A 23,919-nucleotide genomic window follows, 5' to 3' on the forward strand; every position below is an offset into this window, starting at 1 on the left:
CAGGTCTTTCCGGGAGTGTCGAAGGTGGGCGTCAACAAAGCAATTGGATCCCTGAAGAGGGATAGCCTGCAGGCCTATTATCTTGATGTCACCGCCAGCAAGAACGCGCCGGGTTTCGACGTCGTGGAATTTACGGGTGTCGAGGAGGCGGGTGCGCCCACGCGCTTCAAGATGAAGCTGACCCACCGGGTCGCGGATCTGCCTGTCGACGATATCCTGACGAAGACGGCGGTCTTTTCCATCCGGCCGCCCACTCTGGCTGGCGTAGCCTTGCCAGCGGGCCCCGGCCGGCAGTTTCAGGGAGTCATCACAGAGTTTAACCAGCTTTCCAGTAACAGGGACGCGACGACCTACGAGGCTGTGCTCGAGTCACGCATTGCGTTGCTGAGAAACGTCAAACGTTGCCGCATCTTCCTGGGTCAGACCGACCCAGAAATCATCGAGCAGATATTCCGCGAGCAGGGGTTCGGCGCCGGCACAAGTGACTTTGAATTCACGCTTCGTCGTGACTATCCGAAGCGCGACTTTGTGATGCAATGGAACGAGACGGACCTCCAGTTTTTTACCCGTCTCGCACGCCGCTCCGGCATCTGGTTTGTGGTTCGCCAAGGCGAATATGGCGAAGTGACGCACTTCGGTGATGACTTCACGCACTACGAGCGCAGTGACGCATTCGTCGCTCCCTTTCGGCCCGCCTCGGGTCTCGAAAGCACCGGTGCCGAGTCGGTTGAGAAGTTCGAAACCCGGACGAAGACGATCGCCCAGGCCGTAACGGTACGCCACTACAACCATCGCAAGGCGCCGCAACCCATCGATGGGGAAGCTAACGCCGCCCCTGATGACAAGACCACGTGGGGCACGCCAGACGTATGGGCTGCCGGTCACCTGAGCGATGATCAGGCTGAGTGGGAGGCCCAGTTGCGGCACGAAGCTCTGCTGTGCGAAAAGATCGTCTATACGGGCGAGGGTAACGTGCTTTGCGTTGCGCCCGGTCGCGTATTCCGGTTCACCAATCGGACGCTGCCGGAGGCCGAGTATGGTCAGTTGATCACTCGGGTCGAGCACTGTGGATCGCGCGACAAGGCTTACCACAACACCTATACAGCGGTCCCGTCACACCTGATCTACCGCATGCCGCTGATCGAGGAGACGTGGCCCAAAATCCACGGCACCATCAGCGGTCGTATCACGTCTCCCAACCGATACAAGTACAGCTACGTCAACAAGGACGGCCACTATATGGTCTCGTTCGATTTCGACCGCGAAGAGCGTGCGGGCGGGTTGACGAGTTGCTGGATGCGTATCGCCAAGTCCTTTGCGGGTCCCAGGACCACCGGAAATCATTACCCGGCGTTAGACGGCTCGGGAGTCGAAGTCGCCTTTGAGAACGGCAATCCGGATTTCCCGTATATCGCTCACGTGATGCACGACAGCGTGAATCCGGATGTGATCACGAGCGACGATCGCTGGATGACGCGCAACGTTATCAGGACACAATCGAATAATACCCTTCAGATGGAGGACTTTGAAGGGGAAGAGCACATCAAGCTCGCGACCGAAGGTGGTGGCAAGAGCCAGCTTAACCTTGGGAATATCGTCAACGCTAGCCGCGACAAGCGAGGTAGCGGAGTTGAGCTGCGTAGTGATGACCATGTAGCCGTTCGCGGTGGCAAAGGCGTGCTGATCTCTGGCGACGAGCAGACGCGAGCGAGCGGACAGCAGCTCGATAATCGCGAAGCCATGAAACAGTTGCAAACAGCCCTCGACGACGCGACCACACTCCGCGCTATTGCTCAAGCCGCACAGGCCGAACTGGCAGACGTGAAATCCCAGCAAACAAGGCTGGAAAGTGCCTACAAAGAGCTCAAACAGTCCATCATCATGCTTTCGGCGCCGCATGGAATCGTCGGTGCAACGCCCGAGGACATCCAGTTCTCAAGCGGTCGTCATCTCACATCAACGGCCGGCGGTAACGCCGAATTTAGCATAGCGAAGAAGTTCATCGTCGGCGCGGGCGAAGTCGTGTCGATTCTCGCTCAGAAACTTGGCATTCTTCTGTTCGCCATCAAGGGCAAGATCCAGATTCAGGCTCAGGCTGGTCCGATCGAGATGACTGCAAGTGGTGACGTCATCATCAAGGGGAAACGTGTCATTCTCGCGGGCCAGGACGAGGTGTTGATCTCTAGTGGCGGCGGTGCGTACTACAAGGTCGCTGGCAGCGTGCCTGAAGTCGGTGGCACAAGTAATCTGACCGTCAAAACACCATCAATTTCGAAGGCGGGCGCTGCGAGTGTTTCAAACGCAATGCCGAAGTTTCAACAGGGTTCTTTTGCCCGAAAATTCTTTCTACACCCAGAAGGCGATCCCGACACGCCACTTTCGGGTCAACGCTTCCGCCTTCACATGTCTGATGGTTCGACGACGGAAGGCATAACTGACGCGAACGGAACAAGTACGCTGTTCAACCGCAACGACATCGAAAATCTTCGAATTGAAGTTTTGGGACCCACCCATGGCTGATACAAAAACACCGAACAATACACTGCGAAATTCCAAACATGGCCAGGAGGCCATGCCGATGCCGGAAGGTAGTGGTGCCATGCTGACCTGTAAGGTTCCGGTGAAACCCCCAATGCCTTGCGCCGTAATCGTGATTCACGGCGTAAATGATGACGGACAATTCTTTCCGGTGGTGGATCAGAATATCTGTAGTGGATTGAACAAACGTCTCGGTCGCGATGATCTGTTTCCCCATAAATGGGAAAGCTGGACTCCTGAAGGCAAGGTGCCTTCGCTTGATACCACTGCCTCATCGTCCGACTGCATGACAAGGATTTCGGAGGAAGGACGCTCACCGGTCATTCCTTTCCACTGGGGCTATCATCCGGTTAACTTCCAGGAATATCATCAAGACCAACTGCGTTATAAGGAGCAACTTGACGCTCGCAATGCGAACCCGGATCTTCCGTACAGCACGTATTACCTAGCCAACCAGGCCAAGTATGCGAACAAGGACAGCTTGGGAAACTGGCTGGACGGATCGCAGGCCAAGGAGGGTGGGCCATTTGCGAATGCGACTACGAACCTGATCGATATGTGGGGGCCGTCGGCAAACGGCGGCACATACGACGCGATCGCGTGGGCGAAGAGACAGTTCACCGACACATCGAGCCCGATGTATCCCAATCCACACCGCATCTACTACGTGCATGCTGCGCAACGGTTAGCCAATCTGATCCTCCGGATTCGTCGCGAAAAGAATGCAGGCCCAGACACGATTAACATCGTCGCCCACAGCCAGGGGACCGAAATTTCCATGCTCGCCAACTTCCTCGTAGAGGAGGCTGGCGAGCGCCCAGTTGATTGCGTGATTATGTGTAACTCGCCGTATGCACTTGAGCCCGCCACCGCTGAACTGGTGCTACCTGGTAAGCACCAGTCACGTAACGCGAGAGTGCAGACGCTGGTGAATTTCGCGAGCCTGATCTATGAAAACAGGAACCAAGAATCGGCAAAACAAGTTGTGTCAAAAGGGGTAGCCAATAAGCATGCGTGGAGTAATCCAGATCACGGCCGCGACAACTTCGGGCATGTTTATAATTACTTTTGCCCACAAGACGGGGTTGTATCCTTGCCTAACATCCAGGGCATCGGTTGGCAGGGTGTAGATGGTGAGGGGAAGCAAGCGATTGCTGCAAAAGCTCCAAGCTTTTTCCAGCGGGTGTTTTCAGATGGCCATGTAGTTGGTAGGGGGCCTGAATCATTCGCGTTTGGCAGTCAGGCGGAGTCCCCAATCGCCGGCTCTTTCATGTCCCGCGACAGGAGCAGAATGATAGATGGTCCGAAGTTGCCCGAGTCGTATGCATTTCGCACGCTGTCTAATGATCCGGACCACGCAGACCACGTCGGTGAGCATCTCGCCGGGACCACCCTTGCGCAGGAAGGTCCGCAAAAGCTACTGAGACTTGTGGATACGCGTACGGGAGCAGAATCGGTCTCGTCAATTGCTTACCCGTCCGGTATGCAGGCAAGCACTCAACAAGTACAGGACCAACTTACCGCCGCAGGTTACAAGAACCAGGTTCTTAAAGCGTGGTTCATGGGAATTCCAACGTCAGAGCAAAACCAGTATCTGGTCCAACGATATGAGAAACCGGATGAAGCCGTGGCTCGACTTGGAAAGCGGACAGCGACATGGAGCCAACACTCGGCGATCACTTTGCATGCCGAGACGATAGCGAAATGCATGGCCTACGATCTGGCAATTGGGCTGTGCGTGGCCTTCGACGATGAAAAGCTGTGGTGGGACCTGATACGTCAGGCCGACTGGCGCAATCCGAAAAGTCCTGACATCGATGCTGCGGCTTACTACACGAGCGGGAAGCTGCCCTTCGTAACGAAACGCCAGATGAGCAAACCAGAATTGCCGAAAGGCGTGATCAGCGAGGTCGTGACGGCTAGTGGTGATGTGGTGGGAAGCGTTCTGCGCGCGATTCCGGGCAGTGCATTGGTCGAGGCTTGGCAGTCGGCGACTACGCCACCCGGTGGCGCAGGTCTGTGGCCGCTGCCGCAACCTGATGTGAGGGGGTGATATGGGTGAACCTCTCTGGTCGGCAGTCTGGTGGCTGGTTCCGCTATGGAGCGTGGGGCTGATTGTTTACGTCGCCGTGAGATTGCGAAAGCGTGTAGGCGGAAGGCAATGGTCAATCGCTATGGCGGCGCTGGCATTAATTGCCGCAATCCCCTTGTTTCCAGCTCTGGCCGCCCAGCGTATCCAAGCCCCGCCAACCCAGGTGGTGTATCGATTTGACGATCACCGTTGGCTGGAAGTGACGGGCTGGATGTGTGAAGGGGCATTGACATACGTGGATGCCAAACAGGGCATCCGGACGGAAGCCGCGGCTCAGTTCTACCGCATCGTGTTCTTTCCGTATATCCATCCATCGGAACGCTATATAGCCATTCCGGTCGAGGATTTGAGTGAATTTTTGATCTCGCGCGACGGTGGCCGGACGTTTGGACCTGCGGACGGACAAATAGCTATTGGCTTTAGGAACCGTTATGGGGAATCCCGTCCACTTGTTGAAGACGTGAAACAGTTCGTGGTGGCTGACGACCGTGGTTTTCTTGAAACGAAGAATGGACGCGTCCTTCAAAGTTCGTTGCCGATTGGTGAGTATTGGGGTCTAACCTACATTGACTATCCGCTAGCGCCGAGCGACGAGACCATGACGTACTACGATGAACCAGGCTTCCAGGATATGAAGCCCAAAGCTCCCGAGGTCAAAGATTACAAGGGATGGACGCACATGCAATGCGATCCTAACGCAGGAATCGTGCCGCCGAAAACCAGCTTGTTGGGGGCGCCAGGATTGATCTATTCGGCGGAGGCGTACACGATCGGAGCACCAATATATTTCGGCTGGCGCATATACACGCACCTACGTGGATCGAGATCAAGCGCGATATGACCAACGGACAAGTGCCCTATAGATGCATTGCGGTTGACGACAATCGAATGCGGGGATTCTTTTGGGCTGTTGCCTTTGGAATCGTTCAAGTCATCGCGCTTTGTTGTGCCGCGCTATTTTGGTCATGGCAGGCTGGCTTTGGGTTGCGCATGGATTGGGGTTTCCTATTCGGCCAACGCCCGCTGCAGATTGCGGCGTGCCTCATTGTTCTGGCACCAATCGCAATTGCCTCGAGAAGGATGGCTCGCTCCTCGATTCGAAAACGCAATGTATTCATCGTGACACAAGTCGTGTTTTGGCTATTAATCGTGTTGACTGCACTAATTGATTTTGTGATGGGTCTCATGAGCGCCCTTTCTCTTGCTGGACATTCATGACGGCGCAGGACTCAAGTGCCTAGTTCAACGACCGATAGACATGATCCTTGATTTGGGAACCCATGAAGAAACTTCTAGGATCGTTTGCTGGGTGCGTTCTCGGAGCTTTAATTGCAGTCGTTGTGCTGACCTGCGGTTCTGATGGAGGCCCTTATCGAGCCATCGGACCGGCCTACGCATTTGTCTTTTTTGTTCCCCCGGCAGCGCTGCTTGGCGCGATTGTCGGGGGGGTGATTGCTCACAAGAGCTTCTGAGTTGGAAACATGAAAAAATCACCCGTCAGATACAACGATGTTTCAACTCACGATGGGCAGGACAACGGGCGAGTGGTCACGGCCTCATCAACGCTCATTATCGACAATCGTGCTGCAGCACTCGACGGCGATTTCGTCGACTGCCCGAAGCACGGAAAGGTCCAGCTGGTAGGGGGCAACGATGGCTATGTCGAAAACGGACGCTACCTGATTGTCCACCGCTGCAAGACCACGTGCGGCGCTGAGGTCCTTGCAAGTACTGACGAATTCGAGATCTAGCCGATGGGTTGGCCAATTCCGTGCATTTCTGCGGCCCGTGAATCGAAGGCGCCTTCGGGGTGGCTGGTTATTGGGCTTTGTGTTGTTTGTTTTGTTGTCGGTGCAGTACTGACGCTACTTCTATGGCCTTCTGCCAGCGGAACCGCCCGAAATCCGCGGTTCTGGGCATGCATCGTCGGCGCACCGACGGTAGCTGTGGTCGTGCTGGTGGCCGTCATCTTTCATTGGTATTTGATGGATGTGTTTTATTGGGCGTTCTGGAGTGTGAAGAGGCTTGTGATCGATCTCGCGTGGCGTCGCTGGGCGAGGGCAAACCTTGCGATTACGGCATTCAGAACGCTAACGCCGGAGCCGGAGCTGGCAGAGCGAATTGCTGGTCTTGCAGGCAAGGCGCCATCAAACAAATTAGAAATAGAGACCCTTCAAGGGTTCGATGCGGATTTGCACGCAAATCGTACTGAAGTAGTGATCAAACGGCTGCTCGATGAGCTGAGGCCTACGCTCGATCAGATGGGTTCCCGGCAAGTTTTGCGCGTGGTCGTATGCGGCGGGAGAAGCGATGAGTCGCAGGATCTTGGAGACGCAGTTGACCGGCACTGGCGTTCGAATTCTATTCTTCCTCATGCCCAGGTAGAGGTAGTGTCGGAGGTGTCGTGGCTCGGTGTCGAGCGTTACGTTCGGCAGCAACGCGGCGCACTGCTTCTGCTTTGTGCGCAGCTTCACGACGCGGGTGAAGAGGAACGACGGTTTACCGAAACTGCCGTTGGACTTCTTTTCGAACCCGTTACGTCGGCTCGTCGCCCGGGTACTACGCCGGTACGCCTTTTTCGATCAATGCCGACCGCGATTGAGTCCATGGCGGCTGATCTACGCCAGCTCGGCGATGCTGGTGCGGTGGAACTTGCGAAGCTGCGCATGGGCTGGACCTGCGGGTTGGGCAAGCCTGAGAAATACGCCCTGACTCAGGGGATTACTGACTGCGGGCTCGCGCTCAAGGGCGGGGCTAATGGCCTTATCAATCTCGACGACTGTATCGGTCCGGTAGGCCCGATCAGTCCGTGGATCTCACTGGCACTAGTTGCCGAACTCGCAAGTTACGGACAGGGTGCGCAACTGATCGCCCTTCACGAAGCGAACACCGTACGTCTCGCCGTTGCAGCGCTCGCAGGCACATCGGTAGCGTTGGAAGCACCCGGGGAAGCAAGTCGCAATCTTGGCGCGGCTGCAGTTTTGGTGTGCATGTCGCCATGGGTCGCTGCGCTGCTCGCGGCAATCGTGAATCCAGCGAACGCTTTTTTCTGGATTCTTGGCGGAATCGGCGCAGCAGGATTGCTTGCCATTTTGCTGATGTTCATTCACCCATTGATCGTGCAGACGAGAGTAGAGCGCGACATTCAGGACGCGGGCGGTCGCATGCCCACCGACGCCATCGAAGCATGAAGACAATGTCGACCCCAAGAAAGCAAAATATTTGCACCATGTGTGTGATGTCCGCGACATGGTGGCGGGTGGCACGATGACTACGACTCAACGTAAGAATCTATCTTTCAGAGTGTTGGTCTGGTTCTTCGTCGCCCTGCTCTGTACCGCGTGTATCTTCTGGATCGCTGGAAAGCAACTCGGCTGGAACGACAATCAGTTGCTGATCGTAGAGCTCGGTTTTCTCTGCGTCATGTTGCTCGCAGTCGTTGGCTATCTCATCGCGAATCGATTGTCCGCTGACACATACGGCGCCACGTCGAGCGAGGCGCCAGGCGTTGCGAGTGCAACACGGATGGATGAAGGAGCGCTAACACAGCAACCGATGACGCTTGCTGATCTCGCAAAGCGATTGCGTTTGAAACACGGCTGCTTCTGGAAGTATCGGGAATCGTGGCTGCTTCTCGTCGGACCGGCCCGGTCCGTTGCCGCACATATTCCGAATCTTGCGACGCAGGACTGGTACGTCGAGGGAGAAGCGGTGTTGCTGCATTGCCCGGTTAATGCGAGCGGCCAGCCCGACAGCGACTGGCTCCGGCAACTCGCAAAGCTCAGGCGGCATCGCCCGATCGATGGTGTCGTCCTGTTCAGTGACGCCATGAGCGACATGCCAGCTGCGCAGCGAGCCGTGCTCGCTGCGAGACCGGTGCTCTCGCAAATCACAGTGGGGCTTCACTGGTCCGCGCCAGTGCACATCGTGACTGAGACCGGTCTAGCCGCGACGGGACGCGATGTCGATGCTGTTATCGGTTGCTCTCTACCTCGGCGGGAGGATGAGTCTACGACGATTGATGCGCTCTCTGTCCTCGGGAATCGTCTCGCGGTGTCGGGTACCAAAGCCCTGGGCGAGAACAAGCGAAACAAGTATTTCGCAGAGCTTTCCAGGAATCTGGAGACATGGTCTGCGCCGCTCGCGCGGTTCGTCTTGGGTCTCGCGTCGACGCATCGACTGCCACTCGAAGTCAGAGGCACGTGGTTTGTACCGGCGGATCCTGCGCGTAAAGCTGCACAGTCCTACGATAATGTCCCATCTGCATTGTGGCAACACGTCGGTGCATCCAGTCGACGAGCTACAGGCCGTCGGGTCGGCTTTCACCCTGGTACCGTCGGCGCGTCGATAGTCATCGCGTGCGCGTGCATCTGGATTGCGGGCATGTTCGTTTCTGGCGGATCCAACACGCGTGAACTCGTCTATGCAAACCAGTTGGCTCGACAGCAGACGTCGGCGGCCGACAGTCGCTCAGGCCTGCATGCACTACTTGATCTCCAGCACGATATCGAGCGTTTCGAATATCGTGCGTCGGCAGGCGCGCCCTGGTATTCACGCTTCGGCCTGAACCGTGACAAGGCGATTCTTGCGGGGCTTTGGCAGGCCTACACGCCCGCCAGTCGACGTCTGCTCGTCTCACCGACGCAGCAGGGACTCGAATCGTCGTTGACCCATGTAGCCGCGATGCGTACGGATGTTTCGGACGAGGCAACGAGCAAGCAGGCGCTCGCTGGGCACAAGACCCTACTCACTTACCTGATGCTGGCAGAACCGAAGCGCGCCGATGCGAAGGTGATGGTCCCTGAGCTCACGTGGAACTGGATCACGAACGCCAGCCTGACCGTCGGCGAGCGGCAGGACCTCGCTCACCAGTTTTTCCCGTTCTTTGCGCAACATCTCGCGGCTCACCCGGAATGGGCGATCCAGCCCAGAACTGATCTCGTGAACAACACGCGACAGGTGCTGCTCGCGCTGATTGGCACCAGCAATTCGACGGATACGATCTATCACTCGATCCTGGACGCAGCGACCGGAAAGTATGGAGATCAGTCACTGGCCACGCTCCTGGCCGAGACCGACGCCCGGGGCCTGTTCCGCACGGGCGCAAGAGTGCCGGGCATCTACACACGACAGGCGTGGGATGGTCAGATCTCGCAGGCAATCGATGACGCAGCCAAACGCCAGAACGTGACGACCGACTGGGTGTTGAACGTTTCCGCGTCTGCCCAACCCACGCAATCAGTCGATGCGCTTCGCAAGGCGTTGCGCGACATGTACTTCGACGAATACGCTCGCCAGTGGCAGGCGTTCGCCAACTCGATCGGGTGGGTGAGTGCGCCGACGTTGCCCGTGATCGCTGAGCAGCTTCGTCTCTTTGCCGACTCACGCCAGTCGCCCATACTCGCGCTGATGAAGGCGCTCGAGTATCAGGGCCGCGCCGGGGAAAACATCGCTTCGCTTTCCGATAACCTCGTCGCCAAGGCGCAGAGCCTGATCGGCAACCACGCGAACGCCGGCGTCGTCGAAGGTGCGGCACAGGGCGTCATTCCGCCGGCGCCACTGGATGCATCCTTCGGACCGGTACTGCGGCTCGTGAGCGCTGCCCAGCCGCAAGGCAAAGTTGCTGACTCGAACATCAGCCTGCAGCGCTATCTCGATGCCATTACGTCGCTACGCCTGAAGATCGAGGCGATGACCAACAGCGGCGGTATGGATGACCAGGCCCGGCAGGTCGCGCAGGCGCAGTTTCAGGGCAAGCGCTCCGAGTTGTCCGATACGCGCACGTACGCAAGCCTCGTCGCCGCGAGCCTTGGTGAGCAGTGGTCCGGACTCGGGGAATCCCTCTTCCTGCGTCCCGTCGATCAGGCCATGCAGGCAGTGATGCAACCGGCGCAGGCAAGCCTGAACGATGCATGGCGGCAGACCATCGTCGAGCCATGGACGCGTGCGTTCCAGGGCCGTTATCCGTTCGCATCAAGCGACGACGACGCCTCCTTCCCGGAGCTTGTGCGTTTCCTGCGCGATCAAACCGGCCTCGTTCCGGCGTTTATCAACCAGCAGCTCGCCGGCGCGCTCGAACTGCATGGCGATCGCTGGGTGCCTGGTAGTGCTGGCGCGGGGCTGCGCTTCGATCCGTCCTTCCTGAAGGCGATCGATGTGCTGCAGGGCATCGCGTCACACATGCTCGCTTCGGGCGCTGCGCAGTACCGCTTCGACCTGATGCCGCAACCGAGTGCTGATGTGACGGAATCACAGTTGACTGTCGACGGACAGACGCTGAAATACCTGAACACGGCCGATCGCTGGCAGCCGTTCGTCTGGCCGGGCAATGACCTCCTCGTCACCGGCACCCGCCTGGAGTGGCAGACCGTGCAGTCGGGACTGAACAAGGGCTTCGAGCGGCACGGACGCTGGGCTTTTGTGCGCATGCTGGCGTCGGCCAACGTCGAACCGCTCTCGGATACGCGATACAAGCTGACGTGGATCGCCACACCGGGCCCTCTGCCAACTGCTCCGGCGGCCGCCGCCGTTACGTCCACGCCGGCCTCGGCTGCGGCATCCACAATGGCGAGCGACCCGACGACGCTGACAGCGAAAACGCCTGAGACGGCGGTGCCGAAGAACGTGACACATCCGCTCACCTGGGTGATGCGCACCGACGCGGGCAGGGGCCCGCTGGAACTGCTCGCCCTGCGTGGTTTTGTGATGCCGACGAGAATATTCGCGCCGGCGGCAGCACCGGGTGCAGGCGGGACGCAGAACGCGGGCCCGCCGCCTCTGCCAGCATCGGCAGTCGCCGCAGCCCGCCATGCCGCAATTTCACTTCCCCATGGCGCTCTGCGGGATACCGAATGAACATGTTTGCCAATTTCATCAAGCAACGCTTCGGCACGCGCAACCCGGATGATCTCGCACGCGAGCGGTTCAGTGCATGGGAAGACTGGCTCAAGCCCCTGTCGTCTGCGGAGGGTAAGGGCGTGGGCCGCGACCCCGCATACGACGACGCCTTCATCACGGTCAAGGAGGAGATCGGCAAGCTCTCCGGTATTGACGACGCCCTGATCGTCCAGTCCTGCAAGCAGATCCTCTGCGAAGTCGGCAAGGATTTGCGCCTCGCGGGTTATTACGCGTTCGCGCGGGTTCGTCAAGATGGTGCGGCAGGTCTTGCCGACGGTCTCGAACTTCTTGCTGCGCTCGTCGATCGTTTTGGACATGCGCTGCTGCCTGGCCGCGACGAAGCAAAGCGCTCGGCGATCGAATGGGTGGCCACGGCACGCGTACTGGAACAGCTTGATCGCCACGGCGAGTTTGCGCCTACGGAGCTCGAGCGGGCCATGGCGGCATTGAACCTGCTGATCGGTAAAACCGCAGACTGGCCGGAGGCGGCCCACCCGAACCTCCAGGCGCTGGTTTCCCGTTTCGAAGGCGGCGAAGACGTCGTGCGACCGGTAACGGAAAGCTCAACGGCAATGCCGGGCGGATCGGCCTTGCTCTCCACTGGCGTCACGACAATCGCCTCGACCCGTGACGCGCTCGAGTACACCCGCGTGCTGGCGAAATATCTGCGCGATGAGGAGCATGGCTATCTGCCCGCTGCGCGTCTTGTGCGCTGCATGCGCTGGGATACCGTTCATGAGGTGCCACCGGCCGATCCGAAGGGGTACACGCGTCTCGCGCCACCGCGCACCGAGCTGCGCCAGCAGTTCAAACGGCTCGTGCTGCAGAAGCAGTGGCCAGAACTGCTCGAGCGCGTCGAAGGCGCATACATGGAAGGTGTCAACCACCTGTGGCTCGACCTGCAGTACTACCAGCACGTCGCGCTCGATCACGCCGGCTCGCCATACACGGAATGGCGGGACATCCTGAAGACCGATTTCGCACTCTTCCTCGACCGCATGCCAGGCATCCAGCGGCTCGCCTTCCATGACGGCACCCCGTTCGCTGACGATGCGACGCTCGAATGGATCGCAAGCAATGCGGTCGTGCGCAATCTTGACCAGGGCGAAGCGCTCGCAGCGTTGCCGGTATCCACCGACGATGAAGATGGCGCCGTCGCAAACTGGCAGGAAATGGAAGCACAGGCGCGCGAGCTTGCACAGTCACAGGGCATCGAAGCGGCCTTTGCGTGGATTGACGGGCTGCCCGGAATCCGCACGGATCGCCAGCGCTACCTGCAGCGTTGGGTCATGGCGCGCGTGGCAGACAATGCCGGCCGACCGGACATCTGCCTTCGCCTGCTGGCCGAGCTGGACGCCGGCGGCCCGCAGTTCCGCCTCGCCGGATGGGAGCCATCGCTGACGTTCGAGGTCAAGCACCACCTGCTCAAGACGCTCAAGGCATCCATGAACCGCAAGGATGCCGACAGACCGGCCATCACCCGCCAGATCGAAAAGCTCGGCCATGAAATGACCGTCCTCGATCCTGCCCGGGCCGTCGCCGTTCTGTAAAAAGATACCCAGGAATAATTGCATGGACGACGATCCAACGCTGCGCTATTACGAATCCGAGATGCGCTATCTGACCGAAGCCGGTCGGGAGTTCGCGAAAGCCAATCCGGATCGTGCACGGATGCTCAATCTCGATCGCGTGGGCGAACGCGACCCTTACGTCGAACGGCTGTTCGAAGGCTTCGCATTTTTGATCGGGCGCCTGCGCCAGAAACTCGATGACGAACTGCCGGAGATCACCGAGGCACTGGTGAGCCTGCTCTGGCCACACTATCTGCGCACGCTCCCGTCGCTCTCGATCCTTGAGCTCGTCCCCGACTTTGGCACGCTGCAGAAGCGCGAGACGATTCCGGCAGACATCGAGGTGCGTTCCGATCCGATCGGCCCGGAAGGCACCCGGTGCACCTACCGCACGACGTGGCCAGTGGACCTGCTGCCGCTGCACCTGAAGTCGGCCAGTGCCGGCATGCGGGAAGACGGGCGCTCGACCATTCGCCTGACGTTCCAGATCGAAGCCCAGTCGCGCCAGAACACGCTCAGTGTTCCTCACCTGAGACTCTATCTGAATGCCGACCGGCCGGTGGCCACGGCCCTGCATCTCGCGCTGACCCGTCATGTCGACGACATCCTGTTGCGCCTGCCTTCCGTGCGTGATGGCGAACCGCGTTCGCTGCCTGACGCGCACTTCGCGACGGCCGGATTCGCGGCTGACGAGCGCCTGTGGCCCAAGGCGGATAATTCCTTTGGCGGCTATCAGCTGCTTCTCGAATATTTCAGCTTTCCCGAGAAGTTCCTTTTCATTGACCTCCACGGCATTGATCTCGCTGCGCTTGCGCCGAGCGTGACCGAGTTCGAAGTCGAAGTGGTGCTGAACCAGACCTATCCGTCCGATCTGCGTTTCTCGGAAAAGAACATCCGGTTGTTCTGCACGCCGATCATCAACCTGTTCCGCATGGACGCCGAGCCGATCCGCGTCGACCATCACGCGACGTCCTATGTCGTGCGGCCACGGCTGCGTCACGGCGAACACGTGGAAACGTACTCGGTCGATGCGGTGGATGCGCACGATCACGCAACGGGTGACCGCGTCGAATACGTGCCGTTCTCCAGCTTCAAGCACCGCGGCGGCATGCTCCGGCACGAAGCGCCTGAGCGCTATTACCATACGCGTGTCCTGCAGGGCGTGAAAGGGCTCTACGAAACGTGGCTGGTGCTGGGCGGCCAGGCTTGGGAAAACGCCGAGACGCTGCCGCGCGAAACGCTGTCGCTGCGCGTCACCGGCACGAACGGCATGCTGCCTCGAAAGGGCCTGCGTGAAGCCGGCATCAACGAGATGGGCAAGGGGATCTCGAACGTCGCACGCGTTCGCAATCTCGTTTCGCCCACGCTGCCACTGCATCCGCCAAAGGGCGATCGCTATCAATGGCGCATTCTTTCCCATCTCGCCCCGAACTACCTGTCGCAGCTCGACGCGGAAATCCTGCGCGGCACACTCGCGCTGTATGACTGGACGAACGGCGAGATGAACCGTCGGCGCCTCGACGGCATTCAGAAGGTCACCCGCAAGGGCCTTCGCAAGGTCATGCAGGGCGCCGTGGAGCGGGGCACGTTGATCGAGGTGACGCTCGACAGCCATGCGTTTGCCGGTGAGGGTGACATGATGCTCTTCGGCGAAATGCTGCACCGCTTTTTCGAACTCTATGCCGACGTGAATCACTTCACGCAACTCGTGATCGTCAGCCTCCCCACCCAGGAGCGCATTGAGTGGCCGGCGAGCAAGTCACAGAGGTCGCCGCTATGAGTGAGATGGATGCCATGCGGATCCGTCGGCCAGGACTCGCGCCGTTTGTCCGCGCGCTGCTGTCCGCGGCACCGCAGATGAATGTGTTCCAGCTGCTGCGCCTGCTAGAACTGCGCACGCCCGATAAGCCCGGCTTCGGTACTCAGGACACACCGGAGCATGAGCCGGTGCGCTTCCAGCCGCGCGCGAGGGTAGGGTTCCCAGGGTCCGAAGTCGCCGGCGTAGCGTTCGATGAGGAGGATGAGGACGCACCTCCGTCGGTGCAGACCACTTTTCTTGGCCTCTATGGCGTGGATGCGGCGATGCCACCGCACCTGATCGACGACATCGTGCTGCGCAAGGAAGGGCACGAGAAGGTGACGGCCTTTCTCGACATCTTCAACCATCGGATCGTCACTCTGCTCTACCGCGCGTGGCTCAAGTATCACTATCCGGTCAACTTCCGCCCGGGCGGTACCGACGAAATCTCGAAGTACCTCCTGTCTCTCGCGGGTCTGGGTATTGGGGATCCCGCCGGCAAATCCAGCCTGGCACCATCACGGCTTCTGGCGCTGGTGGGGCTCTTCATGCAGCGCACGCGCCCAGCAGAGGGCGTGAAGGGCGTCGTCACTCATCTTCTTGATGGGGCAGGCGTCACGGTGCGAGAGTTCTACGCGCAGTGGACGCCTGTCGGGCACCAGCAGGGACTGGTCGCGAGGCCGCGGGCCCGTGGGACTAGCGGGCCCGCCTTGAGCGGTCTGGGTGATGGCCATGTAGTGGGCTCCCGCGTGCTCGACCGCTCGCAGGCGATCCTCGTGACCATCCGGCCGCTCGATACCGCGCAAGCGCACGCGCTGCTACCGGGCGAGGTGCTCCATGAGGATCTGATTCGTCTGGTGGGCCTCTATCTCGGCAACAAGGCCGACGCGGTGTTGCGCATGGAGATTCCCGCATCCGCAGCGCCCACGCTTTCCCTGACGTCGGGTGCCGCGCCGAAGGGCGCGCACCGGCCACGCCTTGCCTGGACCACACTGCTCACGCCTGCGGCCAACCAGACAGTCACGATCAATCTGGGTCGCTACGACTCATCGAATGCATGAATCACGGAGGAACCGTGCGAATATTTTCTGTAATGGCCACAGCAGGCTTGTGTCTCGCGCTGTCGGCATGTGGTGCGTGGCAATCCGTGTCGGACGGCACCGCGAGCGCGTACAACGCGGTGTTCCACAAGACGGTCAAAACGCTCAATGTGGACCTGAGCGCACACTCATCCCTGAACAGTACCTCCGGTACCCAACCGTTCTCGGTTGCGGTGCGGATCTACCAGCTCAGGGACTATAAGGGCCTGGATGCAGCGTCCTACTACGATCTGCTGGACAACGATCGTACGGTGCTCGGCGCAGACCTGCAGGATATGGCCAGCGTCATTGTTTCCCCAGGCGGGGCGATAAATGTCACGCAGCCGATGAAGGCCGACACGCAGTACGTCGCTATAGTGGCGTTTTTCCGGGATCCGACGGGCGGTACGACCTGGCGCCGTGTGTTTCCGAAAAAGGCGCTGTCGGCCGACGATCCACTGAAGCTTGAGCTTGTGGGGAATGACCTCGTTACTGCCGGCGACACGCAGAAAACGCGGCCCGCTCCGTAAGCGTCACGCGGCTCTTGCAATTACCCACATCTCCAGCGCGAAACCTGGTAACCGTGCATACGTCACGTTCCATACGCACGCGGGATGGCCGGTAAGCGACACGCGGATGATCGTTCGTGGCTTGATCTGGAAGTCCAGGAAGCGAATTCCAGGACACCAGGCTGCGTCGCCGCTTCGCAAGCCTGCTCGAGAAGCTGTGGGACGGCATGGGGCAGACGATCCCGTTCGCCTGTCAGGACTGGGCTTCGACCAAGGCTGCGTACCGGTTTCTGTCCAATCACCGCGTCAGCGAACACGATATCCTGAGCGGACATTTCCAGGCGAGCGCCGAGCGTGTGAGGGCCACCGATGGGCCAGTGCTTATGCTGCAGGACACGACCGCATTCTCGTACCAGCGCGAGCGTCCTGACCTCATCGGCTACACGGGCAAGACGACCCTGCGCACGGGGAAGAACGGCATGAGACCGCGACGACCGCTCACGCAATGCGGCATCCTGATGCATTCGAGTCTTGCTGTTACTGCCGATGGATTGCCACTTGGCCTCGCTGCTGTGAAATTCTGGATAAGAAAGCGGTTCAAGGGGGGCTTCTGAACTCAAGCGTCATATCAATCCCACGCGCGTACCGATTGAGGAAAAGGAAAGCTGGCACTGGCTGGAAAATATGCGCCAGTCGACTGAGCTTCTCGACGATCCTGTGCGTTGCATTCACATCGGTGACTGGGAAAGCGACATCTACGCGCTGTTTTGCACCGCATATGATCTTTCCACCTACTTCCTCGTGCGTACCTGTGTCGACAGGCTCGCGGGAGAGGGTCAGCACACGATCTCCAAAGCCATGTGGCAGGTTCAAGTAAAGGGACTCCATCGCGTCGAGCTTCGCGATGCGAAGGGCCGTCCGATGACCGCGACGCTCGAACTGCGCTATGCGCCAATGACTGTTCTGCCGCCCATCGGCAAGCAGAGCCGCTACCCCGCGGATTGTTGTGAGCCTGAATCGTCACCATGCGTCCAGACGCGAACGCTTCGTACGCTACGCACTCGATCCGGCCGTTTGGCTTGTGCTCCGACGGCCGTCATGTTGCTTCACCATGCCGTTCCCGACATATAAGCTGTGATGCGTATACGCCAAACGATGCGCCATCAAATAGTCGCCCTGGACCATGCTTTTCCCGCTTGATTATCAGGTCAGGGAAAGTAAGCAATCGCGGTAATTTGCAAGTGGGCTTCGCAGTTCGAGCGCGCATGCGATGACAGGCACAATGCGCTTCAGGTGATCGCTCGCGGATACCACGCGTCGGTCAGCGGGGCAACGTCGACCACAGAAAACTCAGACCGTCCGTCGAGCCATAAACGCACCGTCTCGCGCTGCTCGTCTGTCGCTGATCCACGCTTCTGCATCGACACGGCAAAGCCGCTCAAGTCATCGTTCAATCCACCACCAAAGCCCAGGTCGCTCGGCTCGATACACTGCTCGATAAACAGATCGAGCAACTTGTCGCGTTCTTCGCTCGACAGAGGTGACGCGAGCCGCGCGACGACTTCGAAGCCGAATTCCTGAAACTCTCCGATGTGCAGCTTTTTGCGCAGCCGCCTGGTGCGATTTCTTGCCATTGTTCTCTTCTTAAATGTAAGAGTTATGCCCGTGAAGTCAGCCGGACCGATCGGCCGACCCATCCGGGGCGGCCGGAATCTCTGAACGCTGAGTCCACAGCCGGGATCGCTCAGTTTCCATGATGATGCGAAGCTTTTCCAGCGCAACGAGCTGCCCGCGCGCTTCTTCACGCCAGCACTGTTCAACCACGACCCGGTATGCCTCGATCTCCACGAACAAGCGGCGTATCCGCTCTATCCCAAGCATCAGCCGGCGCAGCGCAGGATCCGGGTGTTGGCGCCAAAGACGCGGCAGCTCGGCGGTCGTCGGCGTCTCGAATTCTGGAAAGGATTTGTGCCCCATGATCTGATAAATACTGTGTGCATATGCAGTATCCCGGTTCATTGGGTGCAGGCAAGCCTTCTATCGTGCGGACACCCGTTGCCGGCGCTCGCCGACGTTCAAGTTTCAGCATTGACATCGCGGGTGCTCTGACAAAACTGACGAAAGGAAGCGGCTCAGGCGGAATGAAATCCGCCGTCGGCGAGAAACTCGTCGCCAGGCATCAATATTTCGCGCCTCGATGGCCCCTTTCCGTTGCAGTCCCTGCTGGGTGCTGCCGCCTCGAATCGTGCGGTACGCCACATTCGAGCGTCGCAGATGCTAGAAGAACGAATTCGCGCTGTCTATCGTGTTTCGAAGCGCTCGACTACCCGCCGTCATCGCCATGTGGACGATTCTTCATTATGCGATTCTGCTTGCTGTCGGAGTGATCCTGGCCGTTCCAGCTATGGTAATAGTCATTCCGCTTGGCAAGCTGCTGTCCTTTGCCATGAACACGTTGGCTGACAGGCTTGGCGTTGTTCTCTCGCTTCTGCTGACACCCCTGTTCCATGTTCCATCCTTGATCCGTGGCGCTGGCGTTTTCATCTTGGTGCCTTGGATTCTCTGGCGCTATCCACTTTCTATCTTCGCCTATGTATACGGCGGATCGATATTAGTTACCTGTTTTATGTTCTATGCGCACCTTGCGCACCGCTATCATTCGATGCAGGGATGGGCTCTGTTGATACTCGGCTCGACTTTCCTGGCGGACCTTTTCTTCGAATTATCGGGGCGCCTCACGGGTGTCATATTTTTTCGGGTCATCATTACCTTGATGATTGCTCCCGTGCCCACCTACCTGCTGACGTCCATGTATCGGGCGTTCGTCACAAAGACACACCAGCAGGCTCAGTCGCGCAGACACGCGTACGCTCGCAAGATTTATCGCCTCATCTACCAAGGCAAGGGGGCACCATCGTATTGCCTGTACTTAAGAGCATTCGTCCTGGATCGCGAGTTCGGCCCTCCATTGGCGAATTGGGACGTTAATGGATGGGGATTGGGTCCAAGTCTTGACGTTAGGTGGGGGGCGAATTACGACTCGCGGGAGGGACGACGCAAGGGAGGTGATATCTCTCTCAATTTTCTGGAGGACGTACTGATCCGATCGATTCGAAGAAAGTTGGGCGCACTCGTCGCGGTCGGGCAACCGGACAAATCATTTGGAGCCGGAAGAGTAGAGGCTACCGATGAAAATTGGAGGACCGTGGTAGCCGATCTGATGGAGCATGCAAACATCATCTTCGTTGCCCCTGCGGACAGACGCGGCACGATCTGGGAGATCGTGCACCTGGTAAGAAGTGGCTACCTGAATAAGACCGTCTTCATTTTTGACACTGATGCCGGCTCTGGTGTTTCCCATCGCTCATGGGAATCCGCTCGACAAATACTCAACGGAATAATCGAACTCCCTGAAGCACAAGACAAGGCAGGCTTCTTTATGCAAAAGCCAACGGGAGAGTTCGCGTTCGCAGAAGCATGCTGGACGGATGGTGGAGTACTCGCTTCGGTATTCACGCGCAAAAGCCTGCTCGGCTTATTCGAGACTTGCCACACTCCTATTGATAGGAGGCTTCGCCCGTTGGACGGCGAAGAGGTATCGCGCATTGAGGCGTGAGCCAAACTCAAACCGACAGAACTCGTGCGCTACGCCTTTGGACCGGCTCGTATGCCACGGGAAAACGTACGGAACACAAAACTAAACGATGAACAACAGTTGAGAGATACTCTATTGATTTTCCGCGTTGACATGTAAGGAAGAGACGCACGGTGGACAATCGGCGCGTCTGCACAATGCTGATCCGTCACGACCAGTCGTTGATCCTTGATGAACCCACAGAGATAATGGACCACCCGTCCGAGACGAAGCGATCCCGACATGCCACGAAGACCAGCAGGAAAGTTAATGAGCGCGAGAGAGTTCAAGACGCTGTCTCCACGCCTGAAGCGGATGACGCTGGGCAACGTGGAGATTGCGCGCCGGGTCCTGGTGGATGGGGTAGCGCAGAACGAGGCCGCACTCGAGTGCGGCCTGACAGCACAGCGCGTGAACTTTATCGTGAAGACCGTACTGGCCACCGCACGGGATATCCCGCAGGGTTGGCAGCAGGTCGAGGTCTGGTTACCGCCGGAGTTGGCTGCGCGGGTGCGTGAAATGGAACGCAAGGCGCGCGCGAAGGCTGATCGGGAGAATAACGTGTGACACCGAAGTACGCGCAAAGCATGCCCGCGATGGGAATACCGAAGATCATGCGGCAGACCCGGCCTCATTCACTTGTCGCAGCCTTTGCTCTCGGCGCGCTTGTGAGCAAGTTGATCGGATCCCGTCTATATGCTCGTTCAGATTTGCGGGGATGTGCCACCTTGCAGTATTTTTGCAGGTGAGGTGAAGGCGTTCCCGGTGCGGGCGGAACATACGACCGAATCCGAAGAGGCACCGTGCTTCGTCGGCCGTGAGATCAGCTGGCTCGACGAGGAGCGTTTCACGTACGGCATGGGCCGAAATTGCCCCTCTAGGCGCCGCACGAACTTCCGGGCTGGAGTCGGATTACAAAACCGGCTCTCCTTGCCTAAGACAAGGCAGAACCTACGTCGCCGCCGCCGCCGTGCCGCATATACTCGGCTAGTCGAGCCACACATGCCCGTTCGACAATGGGCCGTCAATACGCGAACGGAAACGGTTCAACATAGCAGACGACCATCCTGCAGCGATTACCGAGAAGTACGAGCGCGACAGCTTTCGAATAATTTTCCATATTAAAAATAGAATCGCATTCCGAACTATGCTAATAAGCCAACTGGTCAGTCGTTAGCTAACCCGCAGGAACACTGATCTTGGTTTGGTTACGACCCGAAGGCATGAGGTTCCGCCTGGCGTGACCGCGCCAGTGCGCACGGAAATGTGATCCTCGGCGGGAGAGTGACTCCGCGTTCGACGACAGCGGCCGCGAGACCGGGTGACCCTTGAGGCGCGCTAGCGCGAAACGAGCCGCAGACAGCGCCCGCTTACCTATGATCGTCCGAACAAACGTGCCGAACCTGTTACGGAAAGAAAAGGTTGCGGCGTTACGATATTTAGCTGGGGTTCATTTTTAAGGATTCGCCAAAACTTGGGCACTCTGGACACATTTGACGAACGTGCCTACGATCCACAGCACGTTCAGTTCTCTTATGCGGGGCAAGTCACCACGCCGTTCAGGCGCTTCGTGATCGGAACCGTCGAGCGTTTGACTGCCCGATCGAAGCTCGAACAGCTGTACGGGCAAAATCGTATGCATCCGGTCGCAGGCGAGAGTTTCTGGTCCGCCGCCGTTCGTTTGCTCGAACTGGATATCCGGTTCGATGCCGCCGCGCTCGCGAACGCACCTGCGCAAGGTCCACTTGTGGTGGTCGCCAACCACCCGTATGGCGTGCTGGATGGCGTCACACTTTGCTGGCTCGTTGAGCGTTTGCGCTCCGATTTCCGGTTGTTGGCGAGTTCGGTGCTCACACAGGCGCCTGAGTTGCAGCCCTGGCTGCTTCCGGTCGACCTTTCGACTCGCGAGTCTGCACGCGACATGAACGTCGCCACACGGCGCAAGGCGCTCGATCACGTGCGCGAAGGCGGAGCGCTAATTGTCTTTCCCGCCGGGCTGATCTCCGTCTCGCCCGATCGCGCCGGACGGCGGCGCGCGATCGATCCCCCGTGGGGTACCTTTGCCGCCCAGATTGCGCGCCGTACGGACGCTACGGTATTGCCTGTCTATTTCCATGGACAGAATAGCCGGCTCTTTCAGATCGCCAGTCACATCGACAGAACGCTCAAACTCGCACTCATTTTTCGTGAGGTGGGCGCGCGCATCGGTTCGTCCGTCACTGCAAGCATCGGTGCACCTGTGCCTTTCGAGCACCTTGCCAATGGTCGGGGCGATCGCGCACTGACCGACGACTTGCGTGAGCGCACTTACTCGCTGCGCGAAGACGGTGCAAAAAAAAGCGCGTGCACCTGATGGCGAGTGCGAGAGAACTGGAACGAACGTAGGTTTTGCCCCTACGGATGGCCTGCCTCGCGTTGGCTGACGCGCATCATCATGCCGTACTGCGGACGGATGGCCACGCGGACCTGGGGCACGACGCGATGACCTGGAACCAGATCGAAGCGAAACCGGCCGAGCAGGCAGCGCAGGACCATCAGCATCTCGGTCATCGCAAAGCTCATGCCGATGCATACGCGCGCGCCCGCGCCAAACGGAATATACGCATGGCGTTCGATCCTTTCGCGCGCGGCGCCCAGGAATCGCTCGGGGTCGAAGGCATGTGGGTCGCTCCAGAGCGTCTGATGCCGATGCAGCACATACGGTGCCACGGTGACAATCGTGCCTGCCGTAATCGCAACGCCAGACAACACGTCGTCGTTGCGCGCGACCCGGCTCATCATGGGAATGGGCGGATACAGGCGCAGGGTCTCCTCGATCACTGCACGCGTCACGGGCAGATCGGTGAACTCCGGGCCCTCGTGAGCGTGTGCGTCGATTTCGGTCTCCACGCGCCTGCGCCAGGCGGGTGATCGTGCGAGCAGATAGAGTATCCATGTCAGCGCATTGGCACTCGTTTCGTGGCCAGCGCCGATGAACGTGACGATATTGTCGTGCAGTTCGCGCTCGCTCAGCGCTTGCCCCTCCGTGTCGCGTGCCGTTAGCAGTAGTGTGATCAGATCCTGGGGCGCGGGTGTGGCATGCTCGAGCAGCGCACGACGCTGCCTGATCATCTCGGTGACGACGCACGCCGCATGCTGCAGGGATTTGCGTCCCGTGAGGCGATTGAAGCGTGGCAGCCAGTCCGGCAAGCCGACAAGGTCGAAGTAGTCGAGCCGACCGAACGTTTCGAGGTAATGTGCGATGGCATGCTGGAACGCCGAGGGCTCGCATGCGAGTCCCTGGCCGAACAGTGTGTGTTCGAGAATTTCGAGCGTGAGGCGGCCCATCTCCTTCGCGACGTCGAGCGTGTGACCGCTAATGTTGCGAGCGACATGATCGATGCGTTCCGCGCATTGCTGCGCCGCCGCGGCCTGTGGGACTGCGAACGCCTTGACCCGCTGCGGCGTAAAGAGCGGAGCTATCATCTGGCGCTGTCTGCGCCACGCCGTGCCGTTCGACGTAACAATGCCAACACCTAGTGCCGGGCGCAGCAGACGCAGCTGCAACTCGTTTTTCTCGTAGTTGCGCGCGTTGTCAACGAAGATACGGCGGACCGCGCCAGGGTCATTGACTAACGCACGTCGATCGACGATGGTCTTGCGCAACTGCATAGGCAGGCGGAAATCGTCTTCGCACCAGATCTCCAGAGGGTTGCGACGAAGCGTCAGCAGCAGCGCCAGTGGGCCGAGCGGAGATCTGTGCGGCGTGGGTGCGGGAGGGGAGAGACGAGTGGGCGAGGACAGGTTCATCTACGAAGGCGA

19 protein-coding genes are annotated in these 23,919 nt (G+C 59.1%); 16 read left to right on the forward strand and 3 right to left on the reverse strand.

Annotated features, from left to right (window positions below; all coding sequences use genetic code 11):
* The first annotated feature begins 24 nt into the window (after positions 1-24).
* The 13 genes from G3N95_RS01560 (at position 25) to G3N95_RS40460 (ending at position 17,615) form a co-directional block, all read left to right on the forward strand.
* Positions 25-2,520, forward strand: coding sequence for a type VI secretion system Vgr family protein (locus tag G3N95_RS01560; RefSeq protein WP_205968192.1), 2,496 nt, complete (start codon positions 25-27; stop codon positions 2,518-2,520).
* Positions 2,513-4,591 (forward strand): DUF3274 domain-containing protein, encoded by a 2,079-nt coding sequence (locus tag G3N95_RS01565; protein WP_205968193.1) that lies wholly within the window; start codon positions 2,513-2,515, stop codon positions 4,589-4,591. The genes G3N95_RS01560 and G3N95_RS01565 overlap by 8 nt, the downstream gene beginning before the upstream one ends.
* Position 4,592: 1 nt before the next feature.
* Positions 4,593-5,471, forward strand: a complete 879-nt coding sequence (locus tag G3N95_RS01570) for a hypothetical protein (RefSeq protein ID WP_205968194.1) — start codon at positions 4,593-4,595, stop codon at positions 5,469-5,471.
* Positions 5,468-5,848: a hypothetical protein gene (locus G3N95_RS01575; RefSeq protein ID WP_205968195.1), complete on the forward strand. Its 381-nt coding sequence runs from the start codon at positions 5,468-5,470 to the stop codon at positions 5,846-5,848. Before G3N95_RS01570 ends, G3N95_RS01575 begins: the two co-directional genes overlap by 4 nt.
* Before the next feature lie 263 nt (positions 5,849-6,111).
* A complete protein-coding gene (locus G3N95_RS01580) occupies positions 6,112-6,381 on the forward strand; it encodes a PAAR domain-containing protein (protein WP_205968196.1) in 270 nt (89 codons plus the stop codon).
* 3 nt (positions 6,382-6,384) lie between these two features.
* Positions 6,385-7,821, forward strand: a complete 1,437-nt coding sequence (locus G3N95_RS01585; protein ID WP_205968197.1) for a hypothetical protein — start codon at positions 6,385-6,387, stop codon at positions 7,819-7,821.
* A gap of 76 nt (positions 7,822-7,897) precedes the next feature.
* Entirely contained in the window at positions 7,898-11,485 is a 3,588-nt protein-coding gene (locus G3N95_RS01590) for an ImcF-related family protein (protein WP_205968198.1), read from the forward strand.
* A 2-nt stretch (positions 11,486-11,487) separates the two neighbouring features.
* Complete coding sequence (gene tssA / locus G3N95_RS01595; protein ID WP_205968724.1) at positions 11,488-13,077, forward strand: type VI secretion system protein TssA; 1,590 nt, start codon at positions 11,488-11,490, stop codon at positions 13,075-13,077.
* Between the two features lie 22 nt (positions 13,078-13,099).
* A complete protein-coding gene (tssF, locus tag G3N95_RS01600) occupies positions 13,100-14,878 on the forward strand; it encodes a type VI secretion system baseplate subunit TssF (protein WP_205968199.1) in 1,779 nt (592 codons plus the stop codon).
* Positions 14,875-15,957, forward strand: a complete 1,083-nt coding sequence (tssG, locus tag G3N95_RS01605; RefSeq protein ID WP_205968200.1) for a type VI secretion system baseplate subunit TssG — start codon at positions 14,875-14,877, stop codon at positions 15,955-15,957. Before tssF ends, tssG begins: the two co-directional genes overlap by 4 nt.
* 32 nt (positions 15,958-15,989) lie before the next feature.
* Complete coding sequence (tssJ, locus tag G3N95_RS01610) at positions 15,990-16,505, forward strand: type VI secretion system lipoprotein TssJ (RefSeq protein WP_241018162.1); 516 nt, start codon at positions 15,990-15,992, stop codon at positions 16,503-16,505.
* Positions 16,506-16,699: 194 nt separating this feature from the next.
* On the forward strand, positions 16,700-17,098 hold the full coding sequence (locus G3N95_RS01615; protein ID WP_241018206.1) for a transposase DNA-binding-containing protein: 399 nt from the start codon (positions 16,700-16,702) through the stop codon (positions 17,096-17,098).
* A 70-nt stretch (positions 17,099-17,168) separates the two neighbouring features.
* Positions 17,169-17,615 (forward strand): hypothetical protein, encoded by a 447-nt coding sequence (locus G3N95_RS40460; protein ID WP_241018163.1) that lies wholly within the window; start codon positions 17,169-17,171, stop codon positions 17,613-17,615.
* 158 nt (positions 17,616-17,773) lie between these two features.
* Here the strand turns inward: G3N95_RS40460 and G3N95_RS01630 are convergent, their stop codons facing one another.
* Positions 17,774-18,181 carry a YggL family protein gene (locus tag G3N95_RS01630; RefSeq protein ID WP_205968204.1) on the reverse strand — a complete coding sequence of 136 codons (408 nt, stop codon included), beginning with the start codon at positions 18,179-18,181 and terminating at the stop codon, positions 17,774-17,776.
* Complete coding sequence (locus G3N95_RS01635) at positions 18,156-18,503, reverse strand: hypothetical protein (protein WP_205968205.1); 348 nt, start codon at positions 18,501-18,503, stop codon at positions 18,156-18,158. The genes G3N95_RS01630 and G3N95_RS01635 overlap by 26 nt, the downstream gene beginning before the upstream one ends.
* 322 nt (positions 18,504-18,825) lie before the next feature.
* Between G3N95_RS01635 and G3N95_RS01640 the strand changes: the two genes are divergently transcribed.
* From G3N95_RS01640 to G3N95_RS01650, 3 genes are all read left to right on the forward strand, one after another.
* Entirely contained in the window at positions 18,826-20,100 is a 1,275-nt protein-coding gene (locus G3N95_RS01640) for a hypothetical protein (protein ID WP_205968206.1), read from the forward strand.
* Between the two features lie 288 nt (positions 20,101-20,388).
* Positions 20,389-20,685, forward strand: coding sequence for a TrfB-related DNA-binding protein (locus tag G3N95_RS01645; RefSeq protein WP_205968207.1), 297 nt, complete (start codon positions 20,389-20,391; stop codon positions 20,683-20,685).
* A 907-nt stretch (positions 20,686-21,592) separates the two neighbouring features.
* The gene (locus tag G3N95_RS01650) at positions 21,593-22,471 is read left to right on the forward strand and encodes a lysophospholipid acyltransferase family protein (RefSeq protein ID WP_205968208.1); all 879 of its coding nucleotides are present in this window, start codon (positions 21,593-21,595) and stop codon (positions 22,469-22,471) included.
* 41 nt (positions 22,472-22,512) lie between these two features.
* Here the strand turns inward: G3N95_RS01650 and G3N95_RS01655 are convergent, their stop codons facing one another.
* The gene (locus G3N95_RS01655; protein ID WP_205968209.1) at positions 22,513-23,907 is read right to left on the reverse strand and encodes a cytochrome P450; all 1,395 of its coding nucleotides are present in this window, start codon (positions 23,905-23,907) and stop codon (positions 22,513-22,515) included.
* Positions 23,908-23,919: the final 12 nt, after the last annotated feature.

Origin of the sequence: Paraburkholderia sp. Tr-20389 (genome assembly GCF_017104565.1) — a bacterium.
GTDB lineage: Bacteria > Pseudomonadota > Gammaproteobacteria > Burkholderiales > Burkholderiaceae > Paraburkholderia.

What these genes read in the sequence shown, in the direction of transcription:
- G3N95_RS01655 (WP_205968209.1), bottom strand. Translation starts at nt 23,907, where the DNA reads ATGAACCTGTCCTCGCCCACTCGTCTCTCCCCTCCCGCACCCACGCCG.
- G3N95_RS01635 (WP_205968205.1), bottom strand. Translation starts at nt 18,503, where the DNA reads ATGAACCGGGATACTGCATATGCACACAGTATTTATCAGATCATGGGG.
- tssG (WP_205968200.1), top strand. Translation starts at nt 14,875, where the DNA reads ATGAGTGAGATGGATGCCATGCGGATCCGTCGGCCAGGACTCGCGCCG.
- G3N95_RS01580 (WP_205968196.1), top strand. Translation starts at nt 6,112, where the DNA reads ATGAAAAAATCACCCGTCAGATACAACGATGTTTCAACTCACGATGGG.
- G3N95_RS01590 (WP_205968198.1), top strand. Translation starts at nt 7,898, where the DNA reads ATGACTACGACTCAACGTAAGAATCTATCTTTCAGAGTGTTGGTCTGG.
- G3N95_RS01565 (WP_205968193.1), top strand. Translation starts at nt 2,513, where the DNA reads ATGGCTGATACAAAAACACCGAACAATACACTGCGAAATTCCAAACAT.
- G3N95_RS01630 (WP_205968204.1), bottom strand. Translation starts at nt 18,181, where the DNA reads ATGGGTCGGCCGATCGGTCCGGCTGACTTCACGGGCATAACTCTTACA.
- tssF (WP_205968199.1), top strand. Translation starts at nt 13,100, where the DNA reads ATGGACGACGATCCAACGCTGCGCTATTACGAATCCGAGATGCGCTAT.
- G3N95_RS01585 (WP_205968197.1), top strand. Translation starts at nt 6,385, where the DNA reads ATGGGTTGGCCAATTCCGTGCATTTCTGCGGCCCGTGAATCGAAGGCG.
- G3N95_RS01645 (WP_205968207.1), top strand. Translation starts at nt 20,389, where the DNA reads ATGAGCGCGAGAGAGTTCAAGACGCTGTCTCCACGCCTGAAGCGGATG.
- G3N95_RS40460 (WP_241018163.1), top strand. Translation starts at nt 17,169, where the DNA reads ATGCGCCAGTCGACTGAGCTTCTCGACGATCCTGTGCGTTGCATTCAC.
- G3N95_RS01570 (WP_205968194.1), top strand. Translation starts at nt 4,593, where the DNA reads ATGGGTGAACCTCTCTGGTCGGCAGTCTGGTGGCTGGTTCCGCTATGG.
- G3N95_RS01575 (WP_205968195.1), top strand. Translation starts at nt 5,468, where the DNA reads ATGACCAACGGACAAGTGCCCTATAGATGCATTGCGGTTGACGACAAT.
- G3N95_RS01640 (WP_205968206.1), top strand. Translation starts at nt 18,826, where the DNA reads ATGTGGACGATTCTTCATTATGCGATTCTGCTTGCTGTCGGAGTGATC.
- tssA (WP_205968724.1), top strand. Translation starts at nt 11,488, where the DNA reads ATGTTTGCCAATTTCATCAAGCAACGCTTCGGCACGCGCAACCCGGAT.
- tssJ (WP_241018162.1), top strand. Translation starts at nt 15,990, where the DNA reads ATGGCCACAGCAGGCTTGTGTCTCGCGCTGTCGGCATGTGGTGCGTGG.